Consider the following 15,796-nt stretch of genomic DNA (forward strand, 5'->3'; position numbering starts at 1 on the left):
GGCACTCAAGACGGTGGCGCTCAGGACGGTACTCAAGCTAAACTTTTTGAGTACTGAGAAGTCGGGCGCCAGTGATAGGCCAATTTGGACAGTTCCTCAGGAGCAGCGCTTATGATTCCTCGTATCATCATCGCCGACGATCACCCTGCCATCCTGCACGGTTGCCAGGTTGTACTGTTGAATGAAAGCGGTTTTGCCAAAATCCAGGCAACCGCCACCAGCGTTCCGGAGCTCTTCACTGCGCTGGAAAACCATGAATGCGACGTACTGATCGTCGACTATTCGATGCCCGGCGCCGACTTGGATGGCCTACACATGCTGGGTTTACTCAACAGACGCTACCCGAATCTGCCGGTGCTGGTGCTGACGGGTGAAGAGAACCTCGGCATTCTGAGGCTGATTCTTGAGGCGAAAGTGCGTGGCATCATTCAAAAAAACAGCGACATTCTCTGCCTGCCAAAAGCCGTGCGCACCGTGCTGCGTCGGGGCATCTATTTGAATGAAGCCTTGAAAAAGGCGCTGGCTGAATCGCCCCGCTGCCCGGCAGGAGAAGCGCAGCTGAGCCCCAGAGAGCTGGAAATTGTGCGGCTGCTGGCGTCAGGCAAGTCGCCCGAAGATATTGCAGAGACCCTGCATCGCAGCGTCAAGACGGTAAGCTGGGGCAAGAACTCGGCCAAGCGCAAGTTGGGTATACAGTCCGACGCGCAGCTGTATCAGTATTACGCCTCACTGACTAAATCCACCGTCGAGCACACCGAGTGATAAACGCCCTGCGCAGGCTGTTGTGGCTGACGCTGCTGGTGTCGAGCCTGTGCACGGCGTCAACACAAGCCCCGGCGGCGTCGGGTAACCCTGTGGTAGTGGTCGGCCTGCCCGCGCAGACCACCCCTCCCCTCGGCTACTGGGTCGGCGACAGCGCTGCCGGGTTCAGTATCGACTACCTGCGTTACCTGGCAGACCAATTGAATCTGAAACTGGAGTTTCGCCCATTCGCCACATTTGAAGAAGCCACCACCGCTCTGTGCGAAGGCCGCATCGACGTAGTGCCGGATTTGCAGACCAACGCCGAGCGGCAACGCTGCATGGACTTTTCCAGCCCCTATCTGCTCTCCCCGCTTGTGTTGGTTGTACGTCACGGCAGCGCGGCGATCACATCTGCCGACTTATCGTCACATTCATTCGTTGCAGAGCAAGGCTATACAACCGCTCAATGGCTGAGCCAACGCCTGCCGCCCTCTCATTTGCGAATCTACGCAGACACCAAGTCAGCCCTGGACGCCTTGCAGAATGGCGAAGGTGACGCGTACCTGGGCGAGCCTTACCAGCTCGAAGCTCTGTTCAGCAGCGGACACTACAAGTCCCTTGAGGTCAGGCAGCAGGATCTGTACGACAACGCCGGTCTGCACTTCGGTATCAGTTCACTGCGGCCCGACTTGCGCGACGTCCTTGCCGCGACCATGGCCCGCACGCCGTCCGACTTTCTCAACGACCTGCAACTGCGCTGGCTGGACAAGCATTCGATCAATCAACGCATGCAGCCCTCCTCCCACCTGACTACCGCGCAGCGCCAATGGGTGGATGACTTGCCGATGCTGCGCGTGAGCTATGAAACTACCTTTCGTCCCATGTCGTTCCTCGACGAAAACGGTCGCCCCAATGGCCTGAGCTACAGCTATCTGAAATACCTGGTAAATGCGCTACGGCTCAAAGTGATTGAAATACCCGCGCCAAGCGGCACAGCTGCGCCTTCCGACGAGATTGACCTGCGTATTCCGGTGGACGCGTCCACCGAACACTTGCCCGGTTGGCGCTACACGCAGCCCTTCGTGAAAATTCCAAACGTGTTGGTGACACGCCTCGGAGAACCCGCGAAAACCTCCATCGAAGAACTCAATGGCGCAACCCTGGTCGTGCCGGATAATCCGAACTTCGCGCAACGCCTCCAGCAACGGGTGCCCGACAGCTTGCTGCTGCGGGTAACCGACCCGGCAGATGGCTTTGAGCTGGTGCGCACCGGCAAGGCCGATGGTTACGTGGGCAACCTGATAACCGTGGACCGCTTACTGGAGAAAGGCTGGTCGGACAGCCTCAAGATTGCCGCAGCCACTGATCTGCCGCTGGAGTTGTCTATCGCGGTGACCGAGCGTCATGCGCAACTGGCGGCCCTGCTGGATCAGTTGATCCAGAGCATTCCGATAGAACAGCGCGACCTGTTTGCCCAACAATGGCTGCGCAATACCTATGAAATCGGCGTCTCCCCGCAACGCCTCTGGCGTATCGTCGGCAGCATAGGGTCCGCAGCCCTGCTGATCATTGGCGTATTGCTCTACGCACACCTGTCGCTCAAAACCCGTCAGCGCGCCTTGAGGGAAACGCAACAGCGGCTGTCCGCGCAATTGCGCTTCAGCCGCGAACTGCTTGAATCGTATCCGTACCCGGTGGCAATCAAGGACCGTCAGCGCCGATACCTGATGCTCAATAAAGCCTATGAGCGAACCTTCAACGTCGAAGCGGCCCAGGTGCTGGGGCGCTCCGTTGACGAAATCAGATACTACCCTGCGCAAGTGCGCCAGCGCATCTCGAAGATGGTCGACACGGCGCTGCGCGACGATGAACGCCAACAAGGCGAACATATCCTGGTGGGCGAGGATGGCAGCGACCAGCACTGGCTGTACATCGTCACACCCTATCGGCTTGACGGCGCCGAACCCCAGGGCGTGCTCACCACGTTTATCGACGTCACCAGCATTCGCGCCGCCGAACAGTTGGCTGAACAGGCGGCCGAGGCCAAGGCGGCGTTTCTGGCCACCATGAGCCATGAAATTCGCACGCCGATGAATGGCATTCTCGGCCTGCTCGAATTGATGAGCGACCTGCACCTGCCCACCGATGCGCAGGAAATGCTGACGATGGTCAACGAATCGACCCGCTCGCTCCTGCAGGTACTTGACGACACCCTGGATTTTTCACGCATCGACTCCGGCATGCTCGTCGTGGCGCCCGAGCCTACCGATCTGCGTCAATTGCTCGACGGGGTGCTGCGCCTGATCGGTCATCAGGCTCACGGGAAGGGCCTCGGGCTGCACAGCCTGATTGATCATCGCATCGCCAGGCTGCTGGAGGTCGACGGCAGCCGCCTGCGCCAGGTGCTGCTCAACCTGCTCAGCAACGCCACCAAGTTCACACAAAGCGGTCATGTGCGGCTAGAGCTGAGCCTCAAGCACGATGATGGCGAGCAGCACTTGGAATTCCTGGTCGCGGACACCGGCATCGGCATCAGTCAGGAGCAGCAGGAGCGTCTATTTCAACCCTTCATGCAGGCGGACAGCTCCATTACCCGCCGCTACGGAGGCTCGGGCCTGGGCCTGATGATTTCGCGTCGACTCGTGCAATTGATGGGCGGTGAACTGTACCTGCACAGCTGCCTCAATGAAGGCACGCGCATCACTTTCACCCTCAGCCTGCCCGTCGCCGCCGCTCTTGAAAAACCTTTCGCATCACGCTCGGTAAAGCTCGCGTCCGATCTCGCGTCCTACCGGAAAGCATTGGCACAGCACCTGCTGGCGCTTGGGTTTCACTTCACGTCGGATCAGCAGGACCTGCTGATCACCACCGACGAGGCATCCGCCGGCAATCCCGGGACGCTGCTGATTACCGCCGAAGACTTGCCTGCCGGCTATGCGGTCGGCCCCTCGTCCACCCGGCTGAGTGTTAACCCGCTGACCTGGAGCGGTTTGCAGGCGGCGCTTGAGCAACTGCTGCTGGGGCGCAACAGCAGCCGCCGAGTTCCGTTGCCCCGTTCCAGTTACCCCAAGGGCCATAAAGTGCTGATCGTGGAGGATCACCCCACCAATCGACTGCTGCTGAAAAGGCAGATGGAGCATTTGCATTGCGCCTTCGACCTAGTGGAAAACGGCCTGCAGGCGATCGAGCGTCTGCAAACGCAGCAGTACACGCTGATCCTGACCGATTGCTATATGCCGGAACTCGACGGCTACGCCATGACCCGCCAGGTACGCGACTCACAGCTCGAGGCCGCGACGATCCCCATCATCGGCATGACGGCGAGCATTCACCCGCAGGAACAGCAGCGTGCCCGAGCGGCCGGCATGGACGAACTCATCCTCAAGCCCATCGTCCTCAGTGCGTTGATTACCCTGTTCGAGCGTTATCTGTGCGCATCGCCTGGAGACTCGGCAGTCACCAGCATGGGCGATCTGAAGGCCGTGATGTGGGACAGTTTTTGCGCAGAGAGTCGCAAGGACCTGCAGGCCATAGAGGCCGCACTGATCAGTGACGATGCCGAAATCCTCGGCCATCTGCTGCACAAACTCTCCGGAGCGCTGCAACTGGTCGAACTGACCGAACTGTCCCGTCAGGCGCAGCATTTGCACCGTGAAGCACAGCGCCACTCGGTGGTGCACGCGGCGGTACGCGACTTCATTTACCAAGTTCGCGCAGCCGGTGTTTGACGGTTCGCATATAATTACAGTACGCACGTCCAGTTCGAACTTTCCTCGCCAACAACAGAACTAGAATATTCTAGGCAATCATCACTTTTTACACTCCTATAATTTCGCCGCTCTTGAATGGTGCCGATTTCACTATCGACCTTCCAATCTCGACGCGTCTTTTTATCATTCATAGGAGTATGACCGTGAAATTTTTAAAACTGGGTGCCACGTTATCCGTTGCGGGCTTTGCTGCCCTCGCCCCCTTTATTGCGCACGCCGCCAGCGACATCAACGTTAAAGGCGTGATTGGCCCGAGCGCCTGTGTTGTTGATATTCCAAGTGGTAATGACCTGGACTGGGGTACCATCAACTGGGATTCACTTAACAAAACTGACTTCACCACACTCAGCGCAAAAACAGCCACGATCACTATCAACTGCCCGGAAGGTACCACTACGAAAACCGCCATGTGGATTGTGGACGCAGACCCTTCCAGCGCCTTGACCGGCAAGAACAACAGCGGGCGCATTGACCACGGTGATACGGGCCGTATCTTCGGCATCGGTATTGATCCGGTGACTAAGAACAAGATTGGTAACTTTGTACTCAATCCAGTCAGCACCACTGTCGACGGCACTACCAACACCACCAACTTCGGTTATAACCGCGACGCGGCCACCCACTCGACGACGCCGAGCAGTGTTGCGGCGATGTCCAAATGGGCTTATTACACTGCAGAAGAATGGAGCCCGCTAGATGCCAGCAATAAGCCGGCCTCCGGTACGTCGTTTACCTGGACCTTTGATGTTGAGCCGCAAATAAACAAAGCCAGCCAAATCAGCGCGACTACGCAAGTTCCATGGAACGGAACGGCGCAAGTCAACGTTCGTTACTTCTAATTTATTGTGGGTTCGCAAATGTCCTGCCTGAGGGTGGGACATTTCTATTGCCATGAAGCCTGTTCACTTACTACTGCTGATTTTTTTCATTTCCATGAACGCTCAAGCACAGCTCAAGTTTGATAACAAGTTGCTCGGTATCAGTGGTATCAGTGATCAGCAAGTTGAGGACGCCCTTCACGACAAGGAACTTTATGCCGGCGAGAACTCGGTACATCTCTACGTCAATGATCGCTTCATTGCCAAAACCGTGGTTTATAGCACGACGGAAGGACAGGTGGCCTATACGGCCCATGACCTGCAAACGTTCGGACTGAAGAAAGAAGCCTGGGGTCAGCGCATTAAAAACGGCGCTGCGGCCTACGTGCAACTGACTGATCGGATCAAGCTCAATTTTAGCCGCAGCGACCGCAGCCTGAAGCTCACTGTACCGCGCGCGCTGCTGGAAAACCCCGACTTCATTCAACAACAAAAAGGCGGCACCGGCGCCTTCGTCAACTACAACACTTACTATTCGACGTTCACATCCACCGGTTCGAGCAGCAACTCACTGAGCACAACCTATCAAGTGGGCGCCAATGCCGATAACGCTTTGCTGCGTGCCAACGGCACCTTCAGCAGCTTCACCTCAAAGACCCAGCGCTACTCCAACAACAACGTCCAGTCGTTTTATCTGGATCGCGATTTCGACTTTGGCCGCCTCAAAGCCGGTCGCCTGAACTCGCCCGACGGCGGTTTCGGCGTGGGTTATGTGGATGGCGTGGTATACAGCACCAAAGACGCACCCTCAGGCATCGGCAGCGTTGCCTTCACATACGACAGCGATGCGCCGGCGGTGATTGAATTCTACCAGCGAGACCAACTTGTCTACACCTTAAACGTCAACCGAGGCCACAACAACCTTGCCGCAATACCCGTGACATCACTCACGTCGGATGTGGTGGTGGTGATCAAACGCGATGGACGGGTCATCGATACCCGTCAAATTTCCCGTGCCCGCATCAGCCGAGCTACCACTCAAAGCAGTGGGCTTTACGCCTTTGCGGGGCGCTCGAACACAGACGCGCACGCTGTGACTGCAGGCGCGGGTTATTCAAAACGCTACAGCGATGCCGTGAACCCCACCGTCGCGGTCGTCACCCAACAACGCTATCAAGGCGTTTCTCTGAGCAACACCTTCGATAAAGGCGGCCTGCAGATGACCACGTACGGCCTGTTATCGAGGAATGAGCGCAATCAACTGGGTGTCAACTTTAACGCCACGATCAGTTATGGCGGCACTGATCTTACGTACCAGGCTATCAGCCGCAATTTCTCCTACGTCGGCCAGGCTCTTTATGATAATCAGGCGGATATAAAAAGTACCTTGGGGATCACACACAGTTTTGTGGTGGGTGACCATAATGCGCTCAGCCTCTCGCTCAACCGTTATAATCTTTATAACCGTAGCAGTTATTCGACCTGGTCGGCAGGTTACTCCACAAACATCAAACAAGCCTTGTTCACCCTGAGTGCCGGGTATGCCCCGCAAGCGCCCGGAGACACCTCCCGCGATAAAATGACCTTGAATGCCAGCCTGTCGATTCCATTTGAAGTCGGCGGCCGCCATGTTTACTACCGATCGCAATACAACGCTTACAGTAATAGCCAACGCTTGGATAACTATCTGACCACTCGGGTCAACAGCGATTACAGCGTGACTGCTGGCCATGTTCAGCGAACTGCCAAACGCACCGAGACCACGGAAAACTATATAAGTAACGACTTCAATACACCGTATACCCATGCCGGCCTGACTGTATCCAGATCCGAAAGCGACAGCCGCAGCGCAGCGTCAAACAGCCTGAGTCTGTCGGGTTCAATAGCTGCCAATCGCAAAGGCGTGGTATTTACACCCGAACAACTCAAAGAAACCTATGCCATTGTCGACACTCACCTCAAGGGCTTCGTCAAGGTCAGCAGCCAGCGCAGCTCGGCTAGAACAAATTATAACGGCAAAGTAGTGCTCGCCAATATTTCCGATAACAAGCCTGACTTTGTGAAAGTCAATCCCAAGGGGCTAAACGATGGCGTCTATTTCCAAAACAACCAGGTGGACTTTATCAGTGACCGTGGCGCGGTTTCCTATTTCGACTTCGAGCCCACCAGTAACAAGAACGTGCTGCTGCATTGGACAAACAGGCCTGAAGCGCTAAGCGCTCGCACAGTTTTTTATGACAAAGACGGGAATTTGATTGCTAACTTCATCGACCAAGACGTATTACTGGTTAAACAGGACAACGTTAAGCAACTGCAAACGTTAGGCATGTTCGATGCGAACGACAGCACCTTGATGTGCAAACTTCCCACTCAACTAGAGATCTCCAATGAACAGATTATCGATACAACCTTTGACTGCTCTCGGCAAAAAATGCCTTTGGCTGGCCTGCCTGGCAGCCATGCCCCTGCTGGCTGAAGCCCAGGTGCAACCCAGCGCCTCTGCGGTGCTTATTGAAAAAGGACAGAAAGAAGCCACTATCGACCTTAAAAACAACAGTGACGAGGCCGTGCTGCTCTATAGCAAAGTAAGCAAACTGCCGGATGACGACCTGGACGGAGGCGTGCTTTACACCGTGCCGCAAACCGTGGTGGTCGCGCCCGGAAAGAACCAGACCGTGCGGGTGATCTACCGTGGCAACAAGCCCCTCGACAGAGAACATATCGCACGAGTGCTGTTTTCAGGGCTGCCCCCACAAGAGCAAGCCGCAGGCAAGGTGAAATTCGTCATAGGCCAGGATCTGCCTGTGGTCATCGGCGTCGACCCCAACGTGTCCGAAGTCGATACCTGGAAGCTGATCACCTTCAAGCAAGCGCAGGGCAAGCTCTGTATGAGCAACCCGTCACGCAAGGTATTTCGTTTTGATCCGAACATGTCGAGCGCGCAGACCAAGACGGACATTACCTTCAACAAGGCTTACGTCTTACCGGGCGAAACGCTGTGCCAAGCGCTGAAATCACCGCTGGCCGCCAACGCTTCGTTGACTTTCAACAGCGTGTCCAGCTTCAACTTCATGCTGCAAACCCATGTCATCCAGTTATCCAGTCAGGCATCAAACAATTGACTATCCAACTGAGCGAGCCGCCCCAGGCGTATCCACTTTTCAGCGCTCGCAACTGTTTGCGCAGGGTGCGAGCCCACCGTCTCGGCGTTCGGTTCCACAAGACGATATTGCAAGAGTTTTACCGGATCGCGTAACGGAAAAAGGTCTACCAAAGCCTGGACAGTTAGAGGCCGATCTTGACTGCTGGATGATCCACTATAATGATGAGCGAATCCATCAAGGAAAAGCCCGCTTACACCAGCAAGCTGTATTCAAAAGAGTGCTATCTCCACGACCATGCCTCCTCAGCCCGCAAGGCTCGCATCATCGCCGAAGCGCAGCAGCGCAGCAGCGCAGCAGCGCGGTGAGGTTCGGCCTGGCGGCCCGAGCCTGTACGCTTTTTCAGTGCTGGGCCCAATTGTTGCCAGCGGACTATTTCAAGAGATGTTCGGTTTATCCAGTCCTTATGCCCACGACCTCCAGGCGCTTGCAAAGCAGCATGGGGATACAGTTGTCGGAGGAATGCTGGTATCAGTCGACTGAAGCTAATAGTCGCTGATACGCAATGTGTATTCAGCGGACGCTTACGAGCATCTTGTCGCGAGGTGTAGATTTTCCGCCTGATCTGTGCCCGTTTCAGAAGCTGGAAAAAGCTCGCGGCCACGGCGTTGTTATGACAGTTGCCTCGGCGACTCATGCTGACAACCAAATTGTTTGCCTTCAAAAAACTGCGTAACCGTCCGGCCACACACCTTCCTGACATCGTCGCATGAGGCGATGGTGTCCACCTGCATTTAAGTGCACACCATGTCTTGGCTTTGCGGGGCCAGGTAGATGACTGGGCCGGCCGCATACAAATAGGGGATAGATTGTACCTTTTCGTCGCCGGTGAACGCACCAAGACTGGATTTTGAGGCAGGTGTCCTCTCCAGATGCTTACGGAAAAGAACCATGGCAACCACCTTCAAAAAGAACCTCCGCAAGAGCAGGAGCGGACTTTTCAGCGAGGTCATAAAATAGGCATCCTTATGTCTACGCCGAATGGAAAAAGGTACGAGTACACATCGACTATCACGTCGAGGTCGACGGCCATTACTACTCGGTGCCGTATCAGTTGGTGAAGCACCAACTCGAAGTGCGGCTGACTGCGCAGACCGGCGAGTGCTTCCACGCCAACCAGCGCGTGGCCAGCCATCTGCGCTCGGCACATAAAGGCCGCCACACGACTCAAACCGAGCACATGCCCAAGAGCCACCGCGAACATGCCGAGTGGACGCCGCAACGGCTGATCCGCTGGGCCGAGCAGACAGGGCCGAACACCGCTGGCGTTATAGCCTACATCCTCGAACGCCGAATCCATCCGCAGCACGGCTTCCGTGCCTGCCTGGGCATCCTGCGCCTGAGCAAGCAGCACGGCGAAGAGCGGCTGGAAGCCGCTTGCCAGCGTGCGCTGGCACTGGGCGCGTGCAGCTACAAAAGCCTCGAATCGATCCTACGCCAAGGACTGGAACGGCTACCGCTGGCCCAGCAAAACCTGCCGTTACTGCCCGACGGGCACATCAACCTACGTGGCCCCGGCTACTACCACTGACCTGAAAAAGGAGCACGAACATGCTGCCCAACCCGACACTCGACAAGCTACAAACCCTGCGCCTGCACGGCATGATCAAGGCGCTTGGCGAACAACACGCAACGCCTGACATCAACGATCTCAGCTTCGACGAACGCCTCGGTCTGATGATCGACCGCGAGCTGACCGAGCGCGAAGATGCACGCCTGACGACTCGCCTCAAAGCCGCACGACTGCGCCATAACGCCTGCCTGGAAGACATCGACTATCGCAGCCCGCGTGGCCTGGACAAGGCGCTGATCCTGCAACTGGGCAGCGGCCAGTGGCTGCGCGACGGCCTGAACCTGATCATCGGCGGCCCAACTGGCGTAGGCAAAACCTGGCTCGCCTGCGCGCTCGCTCACAAGGCCTGCCGCGACGGTTACAGCGTGCGTTATCTGCGCCTGCCGCGCTTGATGGAGGAACTGGGCCTGGCCCACGGCGACGGCCGCTTCGCCAAGCTGATGGCGGGTTATGCCAAGACCGACTTGCTGATCCTGGACGACTGGGGGCTGGCACCGTTTACCGCTGCGCAACGGCGCGACATGCTTGAACTGCTGGACGACCGTTACGGCAACCGCTCGACGCTAGTGACCAGCCAAATGCCGGTGGACAAATGGCATGCGCTGATCGGCGATCCAACCTTGGGCGATGCGATCCTCGACCGGCGGGTGCACAACGCTTATCGGATCGAACTGAAGGGCGAATCGATGCGCAGGCGCGCAATGAAATTGACGGCGGCAGAGACTTCAGACTAACAATGCAAACCTGCGTCGCTGCGCTCCGACTGCCTGTCCGAATGAGCGTGGAATAGGTGTCCGGATGTTGGTGGGCTGAGTGTCCGGATGCCGTGGAATCCGCAGCCTGCCGAACGAATAAAAAACCCGGCACGAGGCCGGGTGGTTACCCGCCGTCCCCAAGACGCAGCCCCCAAATGAGAGGGATGGAGAGCTGACAAGAGAGGGCGGGAGCGAGATGATGCCAAAGGGTGTCTTCCTGTGCAATAGAAGCCTCTTGCCGAACATCTCCGCCGCACCTCAGGCAACGCGTGAAGTTCACGCATTTACGGCAGCCCGAGCTAGATGGACCCAAGCAAGCAGCGACATCCATTATCACAGCAAAACGACAGTACCTCAGCTTGAACCCAGCGCACTGCAAAAGATTTGTGCGGTCACATCGAAATTCTCCGTAGTAAGCACATCGATTGGCGCGCGACCTTTAAATCGCTCATGAGGTTTACAAAGGGCGCCATAAAGCCTCCATGCATCGACATCCGGAAACCGCGCTAACGCAGCAAGTACCAACTTGTGCCGCAGTGGATCAAGCTGCCAATCGGGAATACGCTGACCGCGATTCCCCAGACTCAGGGATAGCAGGCGCCGAGCCTTGATATCTCGGTTGATCTGATCTCTGGATTTGCCTGCCAGTTTGGCGAAGACAAACAGTGCCAAATTACTCGAAGCTTCATAGGTAGCTAGCATCTCGGCGCGCTGGCGTTGTATTTCAGATACTTGGGGGTCGCGCAGCTGTTCAGTCTGCGTAGGAGCAGGTAGGACTGGTGAATACTGAGCAGCGTTAAGGACCGGTTCGTTGCTGACGGACGTTTTGGAGGCTGGGACAGTCGTCTCTGGGAAGCCACCGCTGTACAGAACGGCGTTTGCATTCGCGCTTTCCAACGAAGGTAATGAAGCTGCGCCCTCTAAACGAATGGTCAGCGGAGAACTTGCCGCTTTCAGCTGTCCCTGCCCCCAAAGGTCCAGACGATTCGCCCAGTCCTGCATCATGGTCCGGCGCTGCTCGACATATTCCGCGTGATTGTAGGCCGCACTCACCTTGTCCGGATCCGCATGAGAAAGCTGAGCATCCACCCACACCTTCGGGTATCCGATCTCGTTCAGCGCCGTCGAGATCGTCGCCCTCATGCCATGACCGGTGAGTTGATCGGCGTACCCCATTCGGCGTAGCGCGCCATTCAGAGTGTTCTCACTGATGCGCTTGCTCAGGTCGCTTCGATGCGCAAACAAGTAGCGTTGCGCAGGGACAACCTGATCCAGCAAGTGACGCACGATCTCCAGCGCCTGAACCGACAGCGGCACTATATAAGGCGGTACATTTTGAGTCTGCTTACCAGGCTTCCGCATCGCTAGCTGAAGTTGTTTCACCACTTCCGCCGGTATGACCCACAAGCGCTTCTCCAGATCGAACTGGTCGGGTGTCGCCAACCGCAACTCGCCCGTGCGGACACCGGTCAGCAACAACAACAGAAGGCCAAGCCGAGTTTGGTTGGCGCCACCGTAATTTCGAAGAGCAACCATCAATCCCGGGAGCTCGTCCATTCGGAGAAATGGATTGTGCGTAACAGGAGGTTTGGGTAGCGCGACGACATCAAGGTCTGATGCTGGGTTGTGTTCCAACCCCTCAATCTTCACCAGCGCATAGCGGAACAATTGGTTGAACCAGGTCCGGCATTTTTCGGCGGTAGTTAAGGCTTTGCGCTGTTCGATCCTGCTCAGTAAATCCAGCAGATCGTGACGATTGATGTCGTAGATAGACCTCCCACCCAGTACGGGCAAGACGTCTTTGTTAAAGATTCGCAAGATCTGCGAGAGCGTGCTCTGGCGCCCTTCCTTCAGGCTTAGCCTGCGGAACTCCACCCACTGATTGAACACGGCCTCGAAGGTGTGCTCCTTCGCAGCATGAACAGCAAGTCGCTGTTGTTTGCGATGCTCATAGGGATTGATGCCTTGCGCAACCAAGGCGCGCGCATCGTCACGTCGTGTACGCGCTTCTTTGAGGGAGATTTGTGGGTAACAACCCAAGGACATGCGCTTCTGCTTGCCTGCCCAGTAGTAACGGAAGAGCCAGACTTTTCCGCCTCTGGCCGTCACATTGAGTGTGAGACCATCACTGTCGCCGAGGGTGTAGTCATTACCGGTGATTCGGGCATGCCGAACTGTCATTTCTGAGAGTGCCATCGCGAGCTCCTGAACAGAGTCAGGGCCAGATGCTCATCTCGCTACGCAAACTGCTCCAGCATCAAACCGATTCGGTACGCGTCAGGATTCTGGACTTAATCCTGGACTTAAACGCACCGGATAGTGCTGGATTTCAGTGGTTCCCGCTGGAACGAAAAAAGGGCCTAAAGGCCCTGATTTCAATCACTTACAGAGTTCAGTGGAACTCTGTAGCGCAATATTTGGAGCGGGAAACGAGACTCGAACTCGCGACCCCGACCTTGGCAAGGTCGTGCTCTACCAACTGAGCTATTCCCGCGTCTTGGTGGTGTGCATTCTATAGAATCCAGAACCCCCGTCAACCCCTTGATTCAAAAAAGTTTTATTTCTTTTCAACGGTGGTGCGCAGATGCGGCCAGGCAGCACGCAAATACTGAAGCATGGACCACAACGTCAGGCCCGCGGCGATCAGCAGCAAGGCGTAGCCGGTGAGCACCCAGAAGGAGAAGTCCGACGGATTGGCCAGCAGGATCACCAACGCGAGCATTTGCGCAGCGGTTTTCCATTTGCCCATGTTGGAGACCGCCACGTGGGCGCGCGCGCCGATTTCGGCCATCCATTCGCGCAGGGCCGAGACGACGATCTCGCGGCCGATGATCACGGCGGCCGGCAGCGTCAGCCACAGGTTGCCGTGCTCCTGCACCAACAGGACCAAGGCCACGGCCACCATCAGTTTGTCGGCCACCGGATCAAGGAATGCGCCAAAGGGCGTGCTCTGTTCCAGGCGACGCGCCAGGTAGCCGTCAAGCCAGTCGGTTGCGGCTGCAAACGCAAACACTGAACTAGAGGCGGCATAGCTCCATTCGTACGGCAAATAGAACAACAAAATGAAAATCGGAATGAGCAGGACGCGTAGAACGGTAATCAGATTAGGGATATTCATCGGCACAACTGGCTACGAGGTGAGAAGGCATTCTATTCGCTGTGCAGGTTTGCATAAATCAACTCAGCGAGCTTTTTACTGATACCGGGTGCTTTGGCTATTTCGTCAATGCTGGCACGGGACAGCTCCTGCAAGCCACCAAAATGTTTAAGCAGGTCGCGCCGGCGTGTCGGGCCAACGCCCGCCACCCCTTCCAGGGTTGAGGTTCGACGGGTTTTGCCGCGACGGGCACGGTGGCCAGTAATGGCAAAACGGTGGGCCTCGTCACGGATCTGTTGAATCAGGTGCAGCGCGGGTGAGTCGCCCTTCAAAGTGAACTCATGGGCGGCATCATTCAAGTACAACGTCTCGAAACCGGCCTTGCGCGTGGCGCCCTTGGCCACGCCGAGCAGGATCAGGTCGGGCACGGCCAGTTCGTTGAGCACGTCACGGGCCATGGACAACTGGCCCTTGCCGCCGTCCACCAGAAGGATATCCGGCAGTTTGCCCTCGCCGTCCTTCAACTTGCTGAAGCGTCGCGTCAGGGCTTGGTGCATCGCGGCGTAGTCATCGCCGGCGGTAACGCCTTCGATGTTGTAGCGCCGGTAATCGGATTTGATCGGCCCTTCCGGCCCGAACACCACACAGGACGCCACGGTGGCTTCGCCGCTGGAGTGGCTGATGTCGTAGCACTCCAGCCGTTGCGGCGGCTCGTCCAGGTTAAGCACTTCAGCCAAGGCATCGAAGCGTGCGGCCACATGCTGCCGATTGGCCAGACGCGCACTCAGGGCTTGCTCGGCGTTTGTGACTGCCAATTGCTGCCAACGGGCACGGGTACCGCGCACGCGGTGGCTGATGTCCAGCTCACGGCCACGCAGCTCGTGGATGGCCTCGATCAGTGTGGGGAAGTCTTCATGCACCACGTTGACGATCAACTCCGAGGGCAAATCGCGCTCGGGGCTGCTGACGTAGTACTGACCAAGAAAGGCGGCCATGACTTCAGCCACTTCCTCGTCGATCCCGGTTTGCGGGAAGAAGTTCTTGCTGCCCAGCACTCGCCCGCCACGCACGCTGATCAGGTGCACACAGGCGCCGCCCGGGTTGACGAACGCGGCGATGACATCGACGTCGCCGTTGCCGCCCTCCATGCTTTGCTGGTCCTGAACACGGCGCAACAGAGAGATCTGGTCGCGCAATTCAGCGGCCCGCTCGAAATCCAGCGTGCTGGCAGCCTGCTCCATGGCGCCGGAGAGCTCATCGGTGAGCGCATTGCTGCGCCCTTCGAGGAACATCACCGAATGGCGCACATCTTCGGCGTACTCCGCCGGATCAACCAGGCCGACACAGGGCGCCTTGCAGCGCTTGATCTGGTACTGCAGGCAAGGCCGTGTGCGGTTCTTGTAGAAGCTGTCTTCGCACTGGCGCACAAAAAAGGTCTTTTGCAGCAGGCTCAGGCTTTCGCGGATTGCACCGGCGCTGGGGTACGGCCCGAAATACTTGCCCTTTTGCTTCTTCGCGCCGCGGTGAATGCTCAGCCGCGGGAAGTCGCCGTCGGATAAAAACACGTAGGGGTAGGATTTATCGTCGCGCAGCAGAATGTTGTAGGGCGGCCGCCACTCCTTGATCAGCGTCTGCTCAAGCAGCAGCGCTTCGGTTTCATTGGCGGTGATGGTGGTTTCAACCTGGGCGATGCGCGCCACCAAGGCAGCGGTTTTCGTCGCCAGGCCGGTCTTGCGAAAGTAGCTCGCCAGACGGTTTTTCAGGTTCTTGGCTTTGCCCACATAAAGCAGGCGCGCCTCGCTGTCGAACATGCGGTACACGCCGGGGCGGCCACTGCAGGTTGAGAGAAAGGCACTTGGATCAAACGGTGTGGTCATG

11 protein-coding genes, 1 tRNA gene and 2 pseudogenes are annotated in these 15,796 nt (G+C 57.1%); 8 read left to right on the plus strand and 6 right to left on the minus strand.

Going from position 1 to position 15,796, the window contains the following annotated elements:
- The first annotated feature begins 111 nt into the window (after window positions 1-111).
- The 6 genes from L8K08_RS25610 to L8K08_RS25635 all read left to right on the plus strand — a co-directional run bounded on the left by L8K08_RS25610 (window position 112) and on the right by L8K08_RS25635 (window position 8,801).
- Window positions 112-762 (plus strand): response regulator transcription factor, encoded by a 651-nt coding sequence (locus L8K08_RS25610; RefSeq protein WP_242200756.1) that lies wholly within the window; start codon window positions 112-114, stop codon window positions 760-762.
- On the plus strand, window positions 759-4,472 hold the full coding sequence (locus tag L8K08_RS25615) for a transporter substrate-binding domain-containing protein (RefSeq protein WP_003419140.1): 3,714 nt from the start codon (window positions 759-761) through the stop codon (window positions 4,470-4,472). The genes L8K08_RS25610 and L8K08_RS25615 overlap by 4 nt, the downstream gene beginning before the upstream one ends.
- Before the next feature lie 185 nt (window positions 4,473-4,657).
- On the plus strand, window positions 4,658-5,353 hold the full coding sequence (locus tag L8K08_RS25620) for a DUF1120 domain-containing protein (protein WP_242200759.1): 696 nt from the start codon (window positions 4,658-4,660) through the stop codon (window positions 5,351-5,353).
- A gap of 52 nt (window positions 5,354-5,405) precedes the next feature.
- Entirely contained in the window at window positions 5,406-7,808 is a 2,403-nt protein-coding gene (locus L8K08_RS25625; RefSeq protein ID WP_242200762.1) for a fimbria/pilus outer membrane usher protein, read from the plus strand.
- On the plus strand, window positions 7,744-8,454 hold the full coding sequence (locus L8K08_RS25630; RefSeq protein ID WP_242200764.1) for a fimbria/pilus periplasmic chaperone: 711 nt from the start codon (window positions 7,744-7,746) through the stop codon (window positions 8,452-8,454). The genes L8K08_RS25625 and L8K08_RS25630 overlap by 65 nt, the downstream gene beginning before the upstream one ends.
- Before the next feature lie 200 nt (window positions 8,455-8,654).
- On the plus strand, window positions 8,655-8,801 hold the full coding sequence (locus tag L8K08_RS25635; RefSeq protein WP_242201038.1) for a hypothetical protein: 147 nt from the start codon (window positions 8,655-8,657) through the stop codon (window positions 8,799-8,801).
- Between the two features lie 218 nt (window positions 8,802-9,019).
- On the opposite strand, the pseudogene L8K08_RS25640 reads toward L8K08_RS25635, so the two are convergent.
- Window positions 9,020-9,166: pseudogene (locus tag L8K08_RS25640) on the minus strand (IS3 family transposase); the annotation flags it as partial.
- A 61-nt stretch (window positions 9,167-9,227) separates the two neighbouring features.
- On the minus strand, window positions 9,228-9,446 hold the full coding sequence (locus tag L8K08_RS25645; protein ID WP_242200766.1) for a hypothetical protein: 219 nt from the start codon (window positions 9,444-9,446) through the stop codon (window positions 9,228-9,230).
- Between the two features lie 11 nt (window positions 9,447-9,457).
- On the opposite strand from L8K08_RS25645, the pseudogene L8K08_RS25650 reads away from it, so the two are divergent.
- Window positions 9,458-10,024, plus strand: a pseudogene (locus L8K08_RS25650) (IS21 family transposase); the annotation flags it as partial.
- Window positions 10,025-10,044: 20 nt separating this feature from the next.
- A complete protein-coding gene (istB, locus tag L8K08_RS25655) occupies window positions 10,045-10,800 on the plus strand; it encodes an IS21-like element ISPsy14 family helper ATPase IstB (protein WP_242200767.1) in 756 nt (251 codons plus the stop codon).
- 375 nt (window positions 10,801-11,175) lie between these two features.
- Here the strand turns inward: istB and L8K08_RS25660 are convergent, their stop codons facing one another.
- From L8K08_RS25660 to uvrC, 4 genes are all read right to left on the minus strand, one after another.
- The gene (locus L8K08_RS25660; RefSeq protein ID WP_242200769.1) at window positions 11,176-13,017 is read right to left on the minus strand and encodes an integrase arm-type DNA-binding domain-containing protein; all 1,842 of its coding nucleotides are present in this window, start codon (window positions 13,015-13,017) and stop codon (window positions 11,176-11,178) included.
- Window positions 13,018-13,239: 222 nt separating this feature from the next.
- Window positions 13,240-13,315: transfer RNA gene (locus tag L8K08_RS25665), tRNA-Gly, on the minus strand.
- 63 nt (window positions 13,316-13,378) lie between these two features.
- Window positions 13,379-13,939 (minus strand): CDP-diacylglycerol--glycerol-3-phosphate 3-phosphatidyltransferase, encoded by a 561-nt coding sequence (gene pgsA / locus L8K08_RS25670; RefSeq protein WP_003232771.1) that lies wholly within the window; start codon window positions 13,937-13,939, stop codon window positions 13,379-13,381.
- A gap of 32 nt (window positions 13,940-13,971) precedes the next feature.
- On the minus strand, window positions 13,972-15,795 hold the full coding sequence (uvrC, locus tag L8K08_RS25675; RefSeq protein ID WP_145163457.1) for an excinuclease ABC subunit UvrC: 1,824 nt from the start codon (window positions 15,793-15,795) through the stop codon (window positions 13,972-13,974).
- Window position 15,796: the final 1 nt, after the last annotated feature.

The sequence above is a fragment of the Pseudomonas sp. TREG-RG-20F-10-E-6-01 genome (assembly GCF_022662455.1).
Taxonomy (GTDB): Bacteria; Pseudomonadota; Gammaproteobacteria; order Pseudomonadales; family Pseudomonadaceae; genus Aquipseudomonas.